Source organism: Staphylococcus piscifermentans, assembly GCF_900186985.1.
Taxonomy (GTDB): Bacteria; Bacillota; Bacilli; order Staphylococcales; family Staphylococcaceae; genus Staphylococcus; species Staphylococcus piscifermentans.
Genome location: NZ_LT906447.1, coordinates 587,767 through 602,773, shown reverse-complemented (window position 1 = coordinate 602,773; position 15,007 = coordinate 587,767). Strand labels below are relative to the sequence as shown.

Genomic DNA, 15,007 nt, shown 5'->3' with positions numbered 1-15,007 from the left:
AATGCTTAATTCACATGAAGACAGTTCGAATGTTAGAGGATTCGACATCGGATTCACTGAATTAAGAATTGATTACCCCTTATAATTGTAGGCAAAGTAAGTAATCAAGCATTAACAACAATCCTATTAAATGCACTCCTATTAAATATACTAGAACAACAAAGTGCCGGACACCTCCCCTTTAGGTTCCGACATAACTCCTGATAAAAATTGATATTGTTGAACTGCGAGAGAAGGTTTCCCCAAGCCTTCTCTTTTTTAGTGCATGAATGTAGTTTCTAATTTAATTAGCACTCCCTCTTGGTTCCTTTTTCAATTATAAAAACAGCACGCCGAACTAGGACGTACTGTTTTCACAAAGCAACTTATTTAGTTTCAACTGTATCTAAAAATGCTTTTGCTGACTTATTCACTTCTTTGAAATCTATACCTTGTGCTTGTGCTGCAAAGACACAGCCACAATAACATTGTCGATAAATATTATAATCTCTGCACATTTCTAATGAACGTTCATACCCTTTATTTTTCTTAAAGTCACTTGGAAGGTAATTGACGTCATAAAGTTTTTGAACTTCTGCACCAAGTTCATTAATCAACTGTGCATTCTTTTTCGGTGAGAGTGTCAATGCGCTGCCGAAATAATCATAGCCATGTTCGACCGCCGCTTCTGCCACCATATCTAAACGCATTTCAAAACATGCACGACATCTTAATCCGCCTTCAGGTTCATCCATCAAACCGCGTTCTTTTGCCATCTTCATGAATTCATGCGGTTTATAAGGTGCTTCGATGTAACGTACATTCGTCCCATTTTCTTGATTGAATTTTTCTATAAAATCCTTTTGCACCCAGGCTCTGCGTTCATATTCCTTTTTAGGATGAATATTAGGATTAGCAAAATAAATTGCTAAATCTGCATATTGCGATAAGAATTCTAACACATAAGTACTGCATGGTGCGCAACAACTGTGCAGCATTATTTTTGGACGTTCATCAGTACGTTCCCATTGTTGAATCATTTTCTTTAATACACGATCATAATTAATCTTTTGGTTTTTCATTTTGGCAACAATGCCATCCATTTCTATCATTGCTGTCGCCCTTTCTGTTTATTCTTTTCAGGTGTCAAAACACACGATTAAATTCATTATATATGATTTAATCATTGTATGCTATGCATCTTTATTCGTATGCAAATTAGGCGGCATATGCATAGGCACTTCACTATGATCTAGGTTTGGCCAATTAAGGTGTTCGCCAAAGATTGCATAGCCACTTTCAAAGACTGCTTTAATCGTATCTAATTCTCGTAAATCGCCACGTTGCAATTCATAGACAAACTCTGTCAAAGTTTGGTCAAAACGCGCGCCTTCAGGTAGTGATTCGTTAAATGTAAAGTCTTTATTTACGAATGGATAAGGTAAGACGAAGTATGTCGGACCTGCAAAATCGCCGCCGCCGAACCAGAAACCGAATTCAATCATTTCCTCATCAAATGCTCCATATTCAATGACTTGTGCTGGTTTAAATTCCTCATGAAATTTATTATTAACTATAATTGCTGAAATGTCGAAAGTTCCCCAGAAAAATGCAGGGCCCGCAGTTCTAGCGCGCAAAGGATGAATAAAGCGTTTTAAAGAGCGTTCTGCATATTGCATTAATTCTAATGCCTTAACTGCGACATCATGATTATAGTGATGGTGAGTAGTATCTTCATCTAAAGGAATTTTATTTTCCATCTCTTGCGGCGCTGGATTCAATTGTACTTTGATATCATAATCATCTAAGGTACCTTTTATTTGTTTGAAATAATCTTGAACTGTTTTACCATCTTCTAAAGTAAAAGAAGTTTTTTCGTGATTCACACGAACTTCAATCAAGTCATCTAATAAATTGATATCAATCGAGAAGTGTTTATCATCTACATAAAGTATGCCGGTTGTTAAGCCTTCTGTTGTAATATCTAAAGTCACATGTTCCCATTGGGGGCGTTGATATGCACAAGCAATTTTATACTTGCCTAGAATCTGAGTAATCAAGTGCAGTGTCAGTTGTTCATCTTTCCAATCCTGATACTTTAATATTTCCATAAATTCTTCACTCCTTTTCGGTTTATTTACCCCTTTTTCAAACCTAAAAGCAGACATGAAAAAAACCGCCGAAGCGGTTTTTTCGTCCATTATTACTTTACAATCAATACAGGTGTATTAGAACGTTTAGCCACTTTATGAGTGACATGACCTAATACGTGTTTCAATTCTACACGAGAACGTTTATTACTCATAACCACAATATCATATTTATTAGATTCTAAATCGGTTAAAATTTCTGTTGTTGGGGAGCCCACTGTAAATACAATTTCATAAGGTAAATTCAATTCTTCAAGCTTTTTCACAAAAGGTTGCATATCTTCTTCTTTTTCTTTAGTTACTTCTTCAAAATGCTTATTTTGGTAACGCACATAGTTTGCTAAATCTGTTTCAGAGATAACGTTAAAAATGGTAATTTTCGCATCTTCTGCACCATTTGTAAGTTTCTTCAATTGTTCTGGAACATTATTGAAAGCATTGCCGAAATCGAATGGTACTAAGATATTTTTATACATATACATCACTCTTTCTTGAAAAAGTTGTTTAATAATTTATTCATTATTAATTTACCCTATACCGTTAATTAATAACGTTCTTCAAGAAAAATTCATAATATTTAAGTGGTGGGTGTGCGGAGTGCGTCGGGTTATGAGGGGTGGCGGTTGCATATTGGACACGTTAACCTGATTCATGGCCAATATACCCGTTTATCGGATTCGAATGTGTCTAAATAACACCATATTCTAGACACTAGTTCTTGAGAAGTGTCTAAATAACACCATATTCTAGACACTAGTTTTCGAGATGTGTCTAGATAACACCATATTCTAGACACTAGTTCTTGAGAAGTGTCTAAATAACACCATATTCTAGACACTAGTTTTCGAGAAGTGTCTAAATAACACCGTATTCTAGACACTAGTTTTCGAGATGTGTCTAGATTCACGCGGAATTCGCACACATTCCCCCCATAAATGAAGGGTTGGAACATTTTTTGTTCCAACCCTTCTCTAATTAGCTTTGCCGGGGCAGAACGACGAAATAATACAAACCAATCTCGTTTCTGTCCCGCTCTTCTCTATTTCAACCTATTACAAATCTAAATTTTTAATATAGCTTTCAATTTCATCTTTCATTTCTGCATCTTTTAACGCGTAAGCAATTGTTGTTTTGACAAATCCGATTTTTTCGCCGACATCATAACGATGACCTTCGAAATCATAAGCGTATACTTTGTCATCTTGATTCAATCGCTCAATCGCATCTGTCAATTGAATTTCGCCGCCGCTACCTTTATCTTGAGTTGATAGATAATCAAAGATTTCAGGTTTCAACACGTAGCGCCCCATGATAGCTAAATTTGACGGCGCTGTACCTGGTGCAGGTTTTTCCACAAATTTTTCTACTTCATATAAACGTCCTTCATGACCTTCAGGCTTAACAATACCATAACGATGTGTTTCATTTTCCGGAACAGTCTGCACACCAATCACTGATTTATCCGTTTCATCATACACATCCATCAATTGTTTGATTGCTGGCGTATCAGATTCTACAATATCATCGCCCAATAATACCGCAAACGGCTCATTGCCGATAAATTGACGTGCTGTCCAAATTGCATGGCCTAGACCTTTTTGCTCACGTTGACGCACATAGAAGATATTAGCTAATTGTGTAGAATGCTGTACTTTTTCTAACAAGTCATCCTTACCTTTTTCACGCAAGTTATTTTCTAATTCCACTTGATTATCGAAATGATCTTCAATAGCGCGCTTATGTTTACCTGTTACGATGATGATATCTTCAATACCTGCACGTGCCGCTTCTTCCACAATATATTGAATAGTAGGTTTATCTAATATCGGCAACATTTCTTTAGGCATTGCTTTCGTGGCAGGCAAGAATCTTGTCCCTAATCCTGCTGCTGGTATAACTGCTTTTTTTATCTTAGACATTTAAATTCTCCTTTGTAAAAAAAAGAGCCGGGGAAAGCAGGTACTGATTTAGAGTAAATCTTATGTATATTCCTGCGTTTAAGTCTGATACAGCCCCGTACTCTAAAACGTTTCCATTATACCTAATATTATGAGTTTCACATTCAATAGTCAATAATGAACTGGGTGAAATCCTCATACAATATTCTGAAATTGTCGAAATTGTAGCTGATTTATTCCAAAACGAGTATTTGGTCACACTCTTCAAGGCCATTCCACTCTCCAATTCTTTCTTTTACCAAAAAGAAAACACCCGCCGAAGCAGGTGTGTCTGATTAGTTGATTACGCGAAAGGGCGGGATATCGTCGTTGCCCTCATCTTGTGCGTCGACTTTGCCGTTTTTATCTTCGTAGCGATGGTTGGCGAGGTCGATCAGTTTTTGTTTGTAGTCTTTGCTATGAATGATTTCATCGAGGATACGTAGTACGTCATCGTTTTTCATTGTTTCTACTTTACCGCGATAGATTTTTTCATAGACTTGTTCTGGGTGTATTTCGTCTTCGTCGAGGAGTTCTTCGTAAAGTTTCTCTCCTGGTCGTAAACCGGTAAACTGGATTTCGATGTCGCCGTCTTTGTATCCGCTCAAGCGAATTAAGTTTTTGGCTAAATCTACAATTTTCACTGGTTCACCCATATCGAGTACGAAGACTTCTCCGCCTTCTGCAATTGCGCCGGCTTGCAATACAAGTCGTGCCGCCTCTGGAATCGTCATGAAGTAGCGTGTGATGTCAGGATGTGTCACTGTAATCGGACCGCCCGCTTCAATTTGTTTCTTGAATAATGGAATAACTGAACCACGGGAGCCGAGCACATTACCGAAGCGCACTGCTACAAAGTCGGTCTTACAATTCTCTTCGTTCATGCTTTGAACAATCATTTCGGCCGCACGTTTAGAAGCGCCCATGACATTCGGCGGGTTGACTGCTTTGTCGGTTGAAATCATAACGAATTTGCTGACTCTGGCCGCACGTGCTGCTTCTGCTGTATTTTTAGTACCTATAACGTTATTTTTAATGGCTTCACTTGGATTGTATTCCATCATTGGCACATGTTTATGTGCTGCTGCGTGATAGACCACATAAGGTTGATAATGATCTAGAATCTTAAACATACGCGCTCTATCTTGAATATCGGCAATCACTGGCACAATATCAATTTGGTCGCCATATTGTTTCTGCAGCTCTTGATGAATGAGATAAATACTGTTTTCACCGTGGCCAAGTAAGATAATACGTGCAGGTGCGAAGCGGCAAACTTGGCGACAGATTTCTGAACCGATTGAACCGCCTGCACCGGTTACCATAATTGTTTGATGTGTCAATTCTTTAGAAATCAACTGCATGTCTAATTCCACCGGATCACGTCCGAGTAAATCTTCAACTTCGACTTTCTTCAATTGATTGACTTCGAGTTCGCCCGACATGACTTCTTCGATATTCGGCATTTTCAATACAGTAACACCGAGATTTTCGCAAACCTCATTAATTTCACGTAAGCGTTTTTGAGAAAGTGTCGGAATTGCAATGATAATTTTCTTAATACGATATTTGCGTACTAAATCAGGTACATCTTCAATTTTACCTTGAACTTTCACGCCTTCTGTAATCGTTAATTTCTGTTTATTTGGATCATCATCGACTGCGAGTACAGGTTCCATGCCCATACCTGGACGTTTCAACATTTGTTGAACCAGCATTGAACCACCTGCACCTGCTCCGATAACTAAAGTGTTTTTTGATTTTCGTCCTCGGCGATTAACTGTTCTATTGAATATTCTCCAAGATAGTCTTGAACCTCCGATCAACAGAATATGCATCATCCATGTAATAAAATACAATCTCAAAAATGGACCTTCATGCGTGAAAAAGGGAACGACCAGTACGGTCAAGGCCATTGAACAGGTTACTGCTTTGACAATGACAAACATTTCATTAATACTGGCGTACTCCCATGCACGATGATATAAATTGAAAACACTCGCAAAAATATGGTGCGAGCATAGTAAAACTAATGATGATAAGATTAATAATGTTAATGAATAACCACGAAAGTATGGTTCTAGAATCGAATAACTTAAAAAGACAGAAAATGCAACAATCAGTGAATCTATAATTAAAAAGAATATCAGACGCTGCTGTCTGACAGGTATTTTGGACACTTTCTTTCACCCCAATTTAAAGTTCTCTCTCTGTGCTTTAAATACAAGTTATAGTGATGTTGAAAAAGCAAGAGGTCGGGTGTTCTATTAGAATCCCAACCTACTGATAGTGCAATAAGTTTACTAGCGCAGATGATTTCCTTCATCAGGTCTATCGTACTCATCCACATCACCTTGCGTTAAATCTTCTCTTTTAGGACGTCTGCGTTGATGTGTATGTTGTGTGTGTGTTGTTTCACTGCGCTGTGTTTTATGCTTTTTTGAATTTCTTAAGAATTCTAAAATACAGATAAGGATGACTGCTAGAATTAATCCTGCAATAAAGCCGACTGTGGCATTTTTACCCATGCTTGCAGATGTAGATTTAACATTGTCCGCTGATTTAGATAAGACTTCAATGTCACCTTTTTCAGCAAGACTGCCGATTTGCTTTTTGAAGATTTCAGCAGACTGATCTGCAATTTTTTCAGCACGTTTTTTGTTTTCATCTGTAGCAGTAAAGTTCAATACTTGCGAGTTAGGCTCATTACTAATTTCTACTTTCTCTGAAATCGAATTCGCATCTTCTCCATGTCCGACTTCATCCGCCACTTTGCTTAATACACGTGGACTTTTTGCGATGTCAGTATATGTAGCGACGATTTGAGAATCTGCTTGGAATTTCTCTGCCATAGTTAAATCCCCTTTATCACTCTTGTTGATAAGGACTTGTGAAGTTGCTTGGTATTTGGGATGTACTGCTACTGCTGTAAACAGCACACTCAATAATAGGCAGACAATCGGCAGAATTATCAGCCACTTCAAATTGCGCTTGATAATCTCCCATAACTTTGAAAAATCAAAACTTTTATTTTCTTCCATATTGCTTCGTTACCTCCGTAATGCGGAAAATTGAATGCTACATGTCAGAAGCGTTGATGATGCTTAGCTTTCACGACTAATCCGACCGCTTGTGATTCATTATAATGGATATAAAAGTATATTTTGGGATATTAATTAAAATGTTGCATACTTTTTACATATTATTTACAAACTTTATTGATATTTAAAATGATATTCGTTAATTGCTTACATCTACTTAAAATTAAATCTAGGATGAGGACTTTCTCTTACATTATTCGAACTTTCTAAAGGTTTCTTTTGAAATAAGATGTGACGGTTTTGCGAAAAATTCTCAGTTAAGGCGTACGGTTTGAAATCCTTGTGGGCGTTGAGGTTGAGTATTTCTCTTAAATATTTGTATCCTTACATCGTTATTTCTTTTTTACATTTATCTCATATTGTTTAAAAAAAGATTGTAGACTTTTTAAGATGGGTGTAAGATATCAATGATAATAATAATCAATTACAATTATGTTTTGAAGGGTGGCATTTTAATGGTTCATGCAGCTAATGCCGAAAAAGGTTTAACTTATAAAATTACGAGTATTAATTTTGAAAATACTATGCTTGCACATCGATTAAGCGCACTTGGTTTTACAATCGGAAGCAAAATTAAAGTACGTCAGAAGTTTTTTATGAAAGGTCCATGCACGTTAGAGATGGATGGCCAATGTATCGGTATCCGTCATTGTGATGCTTGCAAAATAATGTTGGAGCAAGCGGATGCATAATTCTTATTGTATTGTCGGCAATCCGAATGTCGGCAAGACAACGCTTTTCAATGCACTGACTGGTTCTTATGAATATGTAGGGAACTGGAGCGGTGTAACGGTTGAGAAGAAAGTAGGTATGTTGAAGGATAAGCAAGGCGAATTGGTCGACTTGCCGGGTATTTATGATTTATTGCCGATTTCTAAAGATGAAACGGTCGTGACAGATTATTTATTGCACAACAATTTTTCTAAAGTTGTCAATATTGTGGATGCAGTGCAGTTGAAACGTAACTTATTATTGACGACGCAGTTAATGGAGTTCGGCTCTCCAATTCTCTTATGTTTGAATATGGGTGATGTGGCTGCGAAACGCGGTATTGAAATTAACCGCAATTTGCTGATGCGTCGGTTGAAGATGCCGATATTGCCGATTGTGGCGAGAAGCGGCCAAGGTATCGACAGTATATTGGAGCTCCTCAAAGATGATGATTTATCTACAGCTCAACCTTTGAAAATTCCTTATGAAGCAGCAGTTGAATCTGCATTATCAGAACTGCAACATTACTTCAAACACCAATTGGATTTACCAGCAAAACGCCATCGTTTTATCGCAGTCCAATATTTATTGGGCAATCCTGCAATCGAACAATTTATTGACGCTCATAATCATCCTGAATTAAACGCTATCAGAGAAAATTTAGCGACACAATTAGATATGTCTATTGTTGACAGTATGCGCCGCTCTCGTACGGAATATATTGATGATATTTTAGAAGGTGTCATTACGCATCCTAATAAGAAGAAACAATATCTGACTGATCGTGTAGATAAAATATTGACTAATAAATATGTAGGTATCCCGATTTTTTTAGTCATTATGTGGCTGATTTTTCAAGCAACGTTCTCATGGATTGGTACACCATTGTCAGATAGGCTGGATGATTTTATCGGCGGTCCTTTTACCGATTGGGTTAAACAAGCGATGGATGCGATTGGATTATTCCCATTCTTGAAAGACTTGATCACGGACGGTATTATTGCCGGGGTCGGCGCTGTCTTAGTATTCGTACCGCAAATTATGATTTTATTCTTCTTCATCTCTGTATTGGAAGATTCAGGTTATATGGCACGTATTGCGTTGATTATGGATAAGATTATGGAAGGTTTAGGCTTGAACGGTAAATCTTTCATCCCTATGATTATCGGCTTCGGCTGTAATGTACCGGGCGTCATGGCTACGAGAAGTATTGAACAAGAGAAAGAACGGTTAACTACCATTTTAATCACGCCGTTTATGTCTTGTTCCGCACGTCTTCCGGTCTACGCACTATTTGCAGGTGTCTTTTTTAAAGAAAACCAAGCCCTTGTAGTACTCAGTTTGTACGTTATCGGCATCGTAGTAGCTTTGACCGTCAGCTTTGTCATGACGAAGACGATTTTGAAGAAGGAAAACTCTGTCTTTGTAATTGAGTTGCCACCTTACCGTTTACCATCAGCTAAAACGTTGTGGCGCAGCACTTGGGAAAAAGCAAAAGGCTTTGTGAAAAAAGCCGGTACCTTTATCTTCGGCGGTTCAGTCGTCATTTGGATGTTGAATTATGCAGGACCGACTGGCTTCGGAGTTAACGTCGATCACAGTTTCTTGCAAATCATCGGAGCTTGTATTGCACCATTATTAGTGCCGCTTGGTTTCGGTACATGGCAAGCCGGTGCAACTTTAATTCCTGGCTTCTTAGCAAAAGAAGTCGTGGTAAGTGCCATGGCCATTATTTATGCGACTGACAGTCATGGACTGACAAGAATGATATCTACACACTTTACACCAGCATCTGCATACGCATTTATGTTATTTATCTTGTTGTATATTCCATGCTTATCTACGGTTGCAGCTATTCGTAAAGAAACCGTCTCTTGGAAATGGACAATTATTGCAACACTTTACCCTGTTGTAATTGCCTATGTTCTAACATTTATTGTCTATCAAGGCAGTCAACTTTTTGGTTAAGGAGGAATTGTACAATGACAATTTTAATCAACGCTGTCATTATTTTATTAATCTTCGGCTATGCCGCTTATACTTTAGTCCGCTTCTTCAAAAAGTCTAAGCAAGGTAAATGTGCAGCATGCGATATCAACAAAGGTTGCGGACATGCAATGCCTAAAGAAATGAAAAAACATCAGAAACATGCGTCTTAATATAATAGTTGGGAGCGCGCGGGGCCGAAATGTTATATCGTTCTTTCGCGCTGGTAAATCTAACTTTTACTGTTCAGGTAGCTACTGCCCATTTTGGGAAGAAGAGTTGGGACTTCTATGGAGGTCTCAACTCTTTTTCTTTGTCTGATTAAGGGGGATTTATATTTTTTATGAGGAGATGAGGGGCGGATAGGGAAAAGTGTCGAGGCGCGACTCTCCCGCCTATACACTTTGGCGATTTCTCTTATTAAAATATCCTGTTAAATAGAGAAAGAGAATCTGGTATATCATCCCCTCCCTTTTATAAATATTTGAAGACCTTGAAGTTGTTATTTCAAACTTTCAAGGTCTTTCATCTAACCGAAACTATACTCATGTACTTTTTTCAAACGCTCTACTTCAATTGAACAAACTTGCTGGTGTGTTAAATCGACTAAAGACAAGCGCTCACCATGACCAGCCCCTGTATCAATGTCGATAGTATGACCTTTGATGTAAATCTTATTCTTCTTCGCACCATAGCGACGGGTTGGGACATGTCCATGGACGACCCATCTACCTTTTATTTTCCGAGATAAGGCCACATCTGATTCAAATCCAGTGACCTCAGACATTTTTTGTTTCGATAATGATTTAGAAGGATTTACGCCGGCATGAACAAATAGATAGTCATCGATTTTCGCAATACTATCAAACTCTTGCAACACAGAACGCCACTTACGTTTCCGCTTCTCCTTCGATTTCATCCACCGTACATCATGATTGCCTAATAATACAATTGCACCTTCGCTATGTAATTTCTTGACCATTTTTAAAGTGCCCGTTGAATCAGGGCCATTATTTACATAATCTCCTAAGAGCACTAATTGATCTTTTTTAGGATTATAATCTACATATTTTAAGAGTTTGGCCAAGGCTGCTCCATGACCATGAATATCTGATGAAACAAGTATTCTCCCTTTCATGATGTTGAACTTGACCTCCTGCCTTTCTCGAATTATTACTTATTTATAGTATACATAATTTTCAGTCTTATGTTTTTAAATTTTTTGTAAAAAATAACATTACATATTAACCGGAGGCATATTATTCAACGTTTTAGCGTATACAAGGTGATCTGTCCATTCTCCGTTTTCAAAAATAAATTTTTCACGCGTACATTCATACTGAAATCCTGCTTTTTCCAATAATTTCGCAGAAGGTATATTTCCAATATTCACATGGGCTTCAACACGGTGATACTTCAACCGTTTATCCGCAATCTTCAACATGGCTGTCAACGCTTCAAACGCATAACCTTTGCGCCAAAATTGATTATGAATCGTGTAACCGCACTCTGCCCATTGAAAGTGACTGCGAGACAAGGTCACGATATCTAAATTCCCCAAATGCATCCCATCCGCTTTGCGAAATATACCGAATATGTAAATCTTGTCTTCTTTAATAAACTGATGGTGCTTGTCTACAAGTTGGTTATACCAATTTTCAGTACAAATCGACATATCTAATCTGCCTTCATCATAAGGAGATCGTGAGTCGAAACGTCCGCAAAAGCCTGTTAGCCATGCTTGATAATCCGAGTGTTGGAGAGGTCTGATCACTAATCGTTCTGTTTCCTCACTCAAATATTCGAACTTCATTTAACTCACCTACTTTATTATTTAGGTCTACATATAGTTGATTATATCTAATTTCTCCAATTCATGATATATTATAGATGAATACTAATTACAAATAAATTAATTGCTAGGAGGTAATATTATGTCATTTAAAGAGTATGTTGGAGATATGGTCGAAACAATCAAGCACATGCGATTTGGTTCTAAGAATGGTTTGATTATGATTGGTTCAGTTATTGTACTTAGTGCAATCACAACGCCTATCATCGGTATTCCTGTAGGCGCATGGATTGGCTATTATTTAGAAAAAAATGGCAAGTAATCATGTGAAATAGGCAATTGAATCGGGAGCCGGGATACTATTATCCCAGCCCCCGTTCTTTTCTCAACAGAATATATAGTAGGAAGAACTTCCTAATTGTATAGTTAAATCCGATATCTTTCCCTTCACTATGCTCTTATTTTTTCTGCAATTCTAATAAGTTCTTAGTCAAACGTCTTGTCGCATTATAAACTTGTTGATAAATTTGGAAGTAATCTTCGTAAGCTTTATGACGTTTTAAATCTGGCTTGAACGTCGTTGTATAATGAATAAATTGTTTCGCACAATCTGTTAAACTTGGATACCATCCTAAACCATACGCCGCCAACATAGCTGCGCCCATACTCGGTCCCTCTTCATGTTTCAGTTTATAAATTTCTGCATTAAATACATCTGCTTGTAATTGCAGCCAGAAATCGCTTTTCGCCCCTCCGCCGGTAGAGACAATTTTCGTGACATTTTTTCCGACACTGCGCAAGTAAATTAACGAATCATATAATGAGTAAGTAATGCCTTCCACTACTGCACGTGCAAAGTCGCCGCGTGTGTTCGAGCCGCTGATACCGATAAAGCTGCCGCGAATCGAAGCATCTCCATGGGGTGTGCGTTCTCCCGCTAAATAAGGTGTGAAGATCAGACCATGTGCGCCAATGCCCGCTTCTCGTGCCTCATCCAACAACTGTTCAAAGCTTTCATCCGCATAAAACTCCCGCTTGAACCAACTCAAACTATACCCTGCACTCAATGTCACGCCCATCAAATAATTGACATCTGGCACCGCGTGATTCATCAAATGAATCTTATGACCATATCCTTCAGCGCCGCCCACAGGTTCGCAAATCAACAACACACCCGAAGTGCCAATACTGCAAATCGAATCATTAGGATTAATAACGCCAGAACCTAGCGCACCACATGCATTATCAGCACCACCAGCAAATACCGGAACATCTGTCCCTAAGCCGAGTTCAGCTGCCAACAAAGCATTGAAGGTGCCTGCCTCATCATGTGATTGCAGCACATCAGGATAAATATCAGGAATTCCAAATTCCTCACCTAACTCCTTATCCCAGGCTTTGGCCTGCGGATTCCATAACATCGTTGCCGCCGCATCCGAGAACTCTGTAAAAATTTCGCCAGTCAAACAATAGCGGAGATAATCTTTCGGCAACATAAACGCTGCTGCTTTTCCCCACACTTCAGGCTCATTCTCTTTCACCCATAATAATTTTGTTAACGTAAATCCTTCCACCACCGGATTTCCCAGTACTTGGTCGCCATGTTTCTCTTTAATTAGTTCACATTGAGGAGTCGTCCGTGTATCATTCCACAGAATAGCGCGTCTTAACGGTCTCCCCGCTTCATCTACCAACACTAAGCCGTGCATTTGCCCAGAGAACGAAGCTCCCTTGATAACCACCTCAGCCATTTGCGGTTGTCTCAATAAATGCTTCAAACCACGCTGCATCGCGGCATTCCACTCATCAGGATCTTGTTCCGAATAACCAGGATAATCTTGATAAAGCGGCAGTGGCTCACTCTGCACACCCAAGACCTCCCCCTCTCTAGACACCGCCAATAATTTAATCGCACTCGTACCTAAATCAATACCAATAACTGCTTCGTTTACCATAGTTGTCACCTTTCCTTCTAAGCGCTTACATTACTATTATTATAACGTTTATCAACTTTAATATACATCCAATATCTTTATTCTTTTTTTAAAAAGAAAACCTTGAAAAGCAATAAAAAAATAAGACACGGACTAGGCTGCCCGCGCCTTATTTTTTCACTTTAATTATGAACTCCAAAGTTCAGCTAAACCTTGGAATGAGAAAATTCCTGTGATAATTGTTACAACAACGGCGATGATACCGAAGACTAGCATCCAAGTTGGATGTTTATAGTCTCCGACAATCGATTTCTTCTTACTCGCGACAAGTATCGTACCTAAAGTAATAGGTAAGATAAGTCCGTTCAATGCACCAGCAATAATCAATAATTTGATTGGTTTACCGATGAATAAGAAGATTAATGTTGAAACAACGATAAATGTAATAACGATTAAATTACTACGTTTCATTAATGATTTACTCAATGTTTTCAAGAATGTTGCACTTGTATAAGCAGAACCGATTACTGAAGATAATGCTGCTGCAAATAATACAACACCGAAAATATTTTTACCAATTGGTCCTAAAGCATGTTGGAATACAGATGCAGGTGGGTTTTCAGGATCTAAAGTAACACCTGTTACAACTACACCCAATACTGCTAAGAATAATAGACCACGCATTACACCAGTAGTTAAGATACCAGAAATCGCTGATTGGTTAACAAATGGTAAATATTCTTTACCTTTGATACCAGAGTCTAAAATTCTGTGTGCACCTGCGAAAGTAATGTAACCACCTACTGTACCACCGACCAGTGTAATAATCGGCAATACTAATGCTGCAGGATGTTCAGGTAAGACCATTCTATGTGCTGCTTCTAAATATGGAGGGTTGGAAACCACCATTACATAAGCCACAATCAGAATCATGAGTACCCCTAAAACCATTGTGACAACGTCCATCACTTTTTGACCGCTCTTACTTACGAACACGCCAATGGCTAGAACAGCTGTAATCGCTGCGCCCCATTTGACGTCAATTCCAAAAATGGCATTTAAACCTAGTCCAGCACCGGCAATATTACCAATGTTAAAGGCTAATCCGCCTATTGCGATCAGGATAGAGATGAAAGTACCTAATCCCTTTACCATCTCGTTCGCAATTTCTTGTCCACGAAGACCTGTTACTACTAAGACACGCCAGATATTGATCTGTGCTCCGATATCAATAATAATTGAAAGCAAAATCGCAAATGCGAAGCTCGCTGCAAATTGTGCTGTAAATACAGCTGTTTGTGTTAAGAACGCCGGCCCGATTGCTGATGTTGCCATCAAGAAAACTGATCCGAGTAACAGGCGTTTATGCTCCTTTGTGAACTCGAAATCCGTCTTTGTTTGTTTGTTTTCTCCCATA

General features: G+C 38.5%; 14 protein-coding genes. 4 read left to right on the top strand and 10 right to left on the bottom strand.

The features are described 5' to 3' along the window. Positions 1 to 365: 365 nt before the first annotated feature. From CKV71_RS02425 to CKV71_RS02400, 6 genes are all read right to left on the bottom strand, one after another. Positions 366 to 1,091, bottom strand: a complete 726-nt coding sequence (locus CKV71_RS02425; RefSeq protein ID WP_095103437.1) for an epoxyqueuosine reductase QueH — start codon at positions 1,089 to 1,091, stop codon at positions 366 to 368. 81 nt (positions 1,092 to 1,172) lie between these two features. Then, entirely contained in the window at positions 1,173 to 2,090 is a 918-nt protein-coding gene (locus tag CKV71_RS02420; RefSeq protein ID WP_095103435.1) for a DUF5996 family protein, read from the bottom strand. A 92-nt stretch (positions 2,091 to 2,182) separates the two neighbouring features. After that, positions 2,183 to 2,605 (bottom strand): universal stress protein, encoded by a 423-nt coding sequence (locus CKV71_RS02415; RefSeq protein ID WP_095103431.1) that lies wholly within the window; start codon positions 2,603 to 2,605, stop codon positions 2,183 to 2,185. Between the two features lie 576 nt (positions 2,606 to 3,181). Then, on the bottom strand, positions 3,182 to 4,048 hold the full coding sequence (gene galU, locus CKV71_RS02410; protein ID WP_095103428.1) for a UTP--glucose-1-phosphate uridylyltransferase GalU: 867 nt from the start codon (positions 4,046 to 4,048) through the stop codon (positions 3,182 to 3,184). 314 nt (positions 4,049 to 4,362) lie between these two features. Further along, positions 4,363 to 6,246 carry a polysaccharide biosynthesis protein gene (locus tag CKV71_RS02405; protein ID WP_095103425.1) on the bottom strand — a complete coding sequence of 628 codons (1,884 nt, stop codon included), beginning with the start codon at positions 6,244 to 6,246 and terminating at the stop codon, positions 4,363 to 4,365. Positions 6,247 to 6,369: 123 nt separating this feature from the next. Next, positions 6,370 to 7,107, bottom strand: coding sequence for a YveK family protein (locus CKV71_RS02400; RefSeq protein ID WP_095103424.1), 738 nt, complete (start codon positions 7,105 to 7,107; stop codon positions 6,370 to 6,372). Between the two features lie 515 nt (positions 7,108 to 7,622). On the opposite strand from CKV71_RS02400, the gene CKV71_RS02395 reads away from it, so the two are divergent. The 3 genes from CKV71_RS02395 to CKV71_RS02385 are packed head-to-tail and all read left to right on the top strand — an operon-like array spanning position 7,623 to position 10,037. Then, positions 7,623 to 7,859, top strand: coding sequence for a FeoA family protein (locus CKV71_RS02395; RefSeq protein WP_095103423.1), 237 nt, complete (start codon positions 7,623 to 7,625; stop codon positions 7,857 to 7,859). Then, positions 7,852 to 9,846, top strand: a complete 1,995-nt coding sequence (feoB, locus tag CKV71_RS02390; RefSeq protein WP_095103421.1) for a ferrous iron transport protein B — start codon at positions 7,852 to 7,854, stop codon at positions 9,844 to 9,846. Before CKV71_RS02395 ends, feoB begins: the two co-directional genes overlap by 8 nt. Positions 9,847 to 9,860: 14 nt before the next feature. After that, positions 9,861 to 10,037, top strand: coding sequence for a FeoB-associated Cys-rich membrane protein (locus tag CKV71_RS02385; RefSeq protein ID WP_095103418.1), 177 nt, complete (start codon positions 9,861 to 9,863; stop codon positions 10,035 to 10,037). Positions 10,038 to 10,393: 356 nt separating this feature from the next. On the opposite strand, the gene CKV71_RS02380 is transcribed toward CKV71_RS02385, so the two are convergent. Both CKV71_RS02380 and CKV71_RS02375 read right to left on the bottom strand, forming a co-directional pair. Beyond that, entirely contained in the window at positions 10,394 to 11,002 is a 609-nt protein-coding gene (locus tag CKV71_RS02380) for a metallophosphoesterase (RefSeq protein ID WP_095103416.1), read from the bottom strand. Between the two features lie 99 nt (positions 11,003 to 11,101). After that, positions 11,102 to 11,677: a GNAT family N-acetyltransferase gene (locus CKV71_RS02375; protein WP_095103414.1), complete on the bottom strand. Its 576-nt coding sequence runs from the start codon at positions 11,675 to 11,677 to the stop codon at positions 11,102 to 11,104. Positions 11,678 to 11,798: 121 nt separating this feature from the next. Here CKV71_RS02375 and CKV71_RS02370 point away from each other — a divergent pair, with 121 nt between their 5' ends. Next, a complete protein-coding gene (locus CKV71_RS02370; protein WP_095103412.1) occupies positions 11,799 to 11,978 on the top strand; it encodes a VraH family peptide resistance protein in 180 nt (59 codons plus the stop codon). Between the two features lie 136 nt (positions 11,979 to 12,114). Here the strand turns inward: CKV71_RS02370 and xylB are convergent, their stop codons facing one another. Then, positions 12,115 to 13,611 (bottom strand): xylulokinase, encoded by a 1,497-nt coding sequence (gene xylB, locus CKV71_RS02365; protein WP_095103410.1) that lies wholly within the window; start codon positions 13,609 to 13,611, stop codon positions 12,115 to 12,117. 165 nt (positions 13,612 to 13,776) lie between these two features. Continuing rightward, positions 13,777 to 15,006: an NRAMP family divalent metal transporter gene (locus CKV71_RS02360; RefSeq protein WP_095103408.1), complete on the bottom strand. Its 1,230-nt coding sequence runs from the start codon at positions 15,004 to 15,006 to the stop codon at positions 13,777 to 13,779. Position 15,007 lies beyond the last annotated feature (1 nt).

Coding starts and splice junctions, on each gene's coding strand:
- feoB (WP_095103421.1), top strand. CDS start 7,852: ATGCATAATTCTTATTGTATTGTCGGCAATCCGAATGTCGGCAAGACA.
- xylB (WP_095103410.1), bottom strand. CDS start 13,611: ATGGTAAACGAAGCAGTTATTGGTATTGATTTAGGTACGAGTGCGATT.
- CKV71_RS02375 (WP_095103414.1), bottom strand. CDS start 11,677: ATGAAGTTCGAATATTTGAGTGAGGAAACAGAACGATTAGTGATCAGA.
- CKV71_RS02400 (WP_095103424.1), bottom strand. CDS start 7,107: ATGGAAGAAAATAAAAGTTTTGATTTTTCAAAGTTATGGGAGATTATC.
- CKV71_RS02425 (WP_095103437.1), bottom strand. CDS start 1,091: ATGATAGAAATGGATGGCATTGTTGCCAAAATGAAAAACCAAAAGATT.
- CKV71_RS02395 (WP_095103423.1), top strand. CDS start 7,623: ATGGTTCATGCAGCTAATGCCGAAAAAGGTTTAACTTATAAAATTACG.
- CKV71_RS02385 (WP_095103418.1), top strand. CDS start 9,861: ATGACAATTTTAATCAACGCTGTCATTATTTTATTAATCTTCGGCTAT.
- galU (WP_095103428.1), bottom strand. CDS start 4,048: ATGTCTAAGATAAAAAAAGCAGTTATACCAGCAGCAGGATTAGGGACA.
- CKV71_RS02380 (WP_095103416.1), bottom strand. CDS start 11,002: ATGAAAGGGAGAATACTTGTTTCATCAGATATTCATGGTCATGGAGCA.
- CKV71_RS02370 (WP_095103412.1), top strand. CDS start 11,799: ATGTCATTTAAAGAGTATGTTGGAGATATGGTCGAAACAATCAAGCAC.
- CKV71_RS02415 (WP_095103431.1), bottom strand. CDS start 2,605: ATGTATAAAAATATCTTAGTACCATTCGATTTCGGCAATGCTTTCAAT.
- CKV71_RS02360 (WP_095103408.1), bottom strand. CDS start 15,006: ATGGGAGAAAACAAACAAACAAAGACGGATTTCGAGTTCACAAAGGAG.
- CKV71_RS02420 (WP_095103435.1), bottom strand. CDS start 2,090: ATGGAAATATTAAAGTATCAGGATTGGAAAGATGAACAACTGACACTG.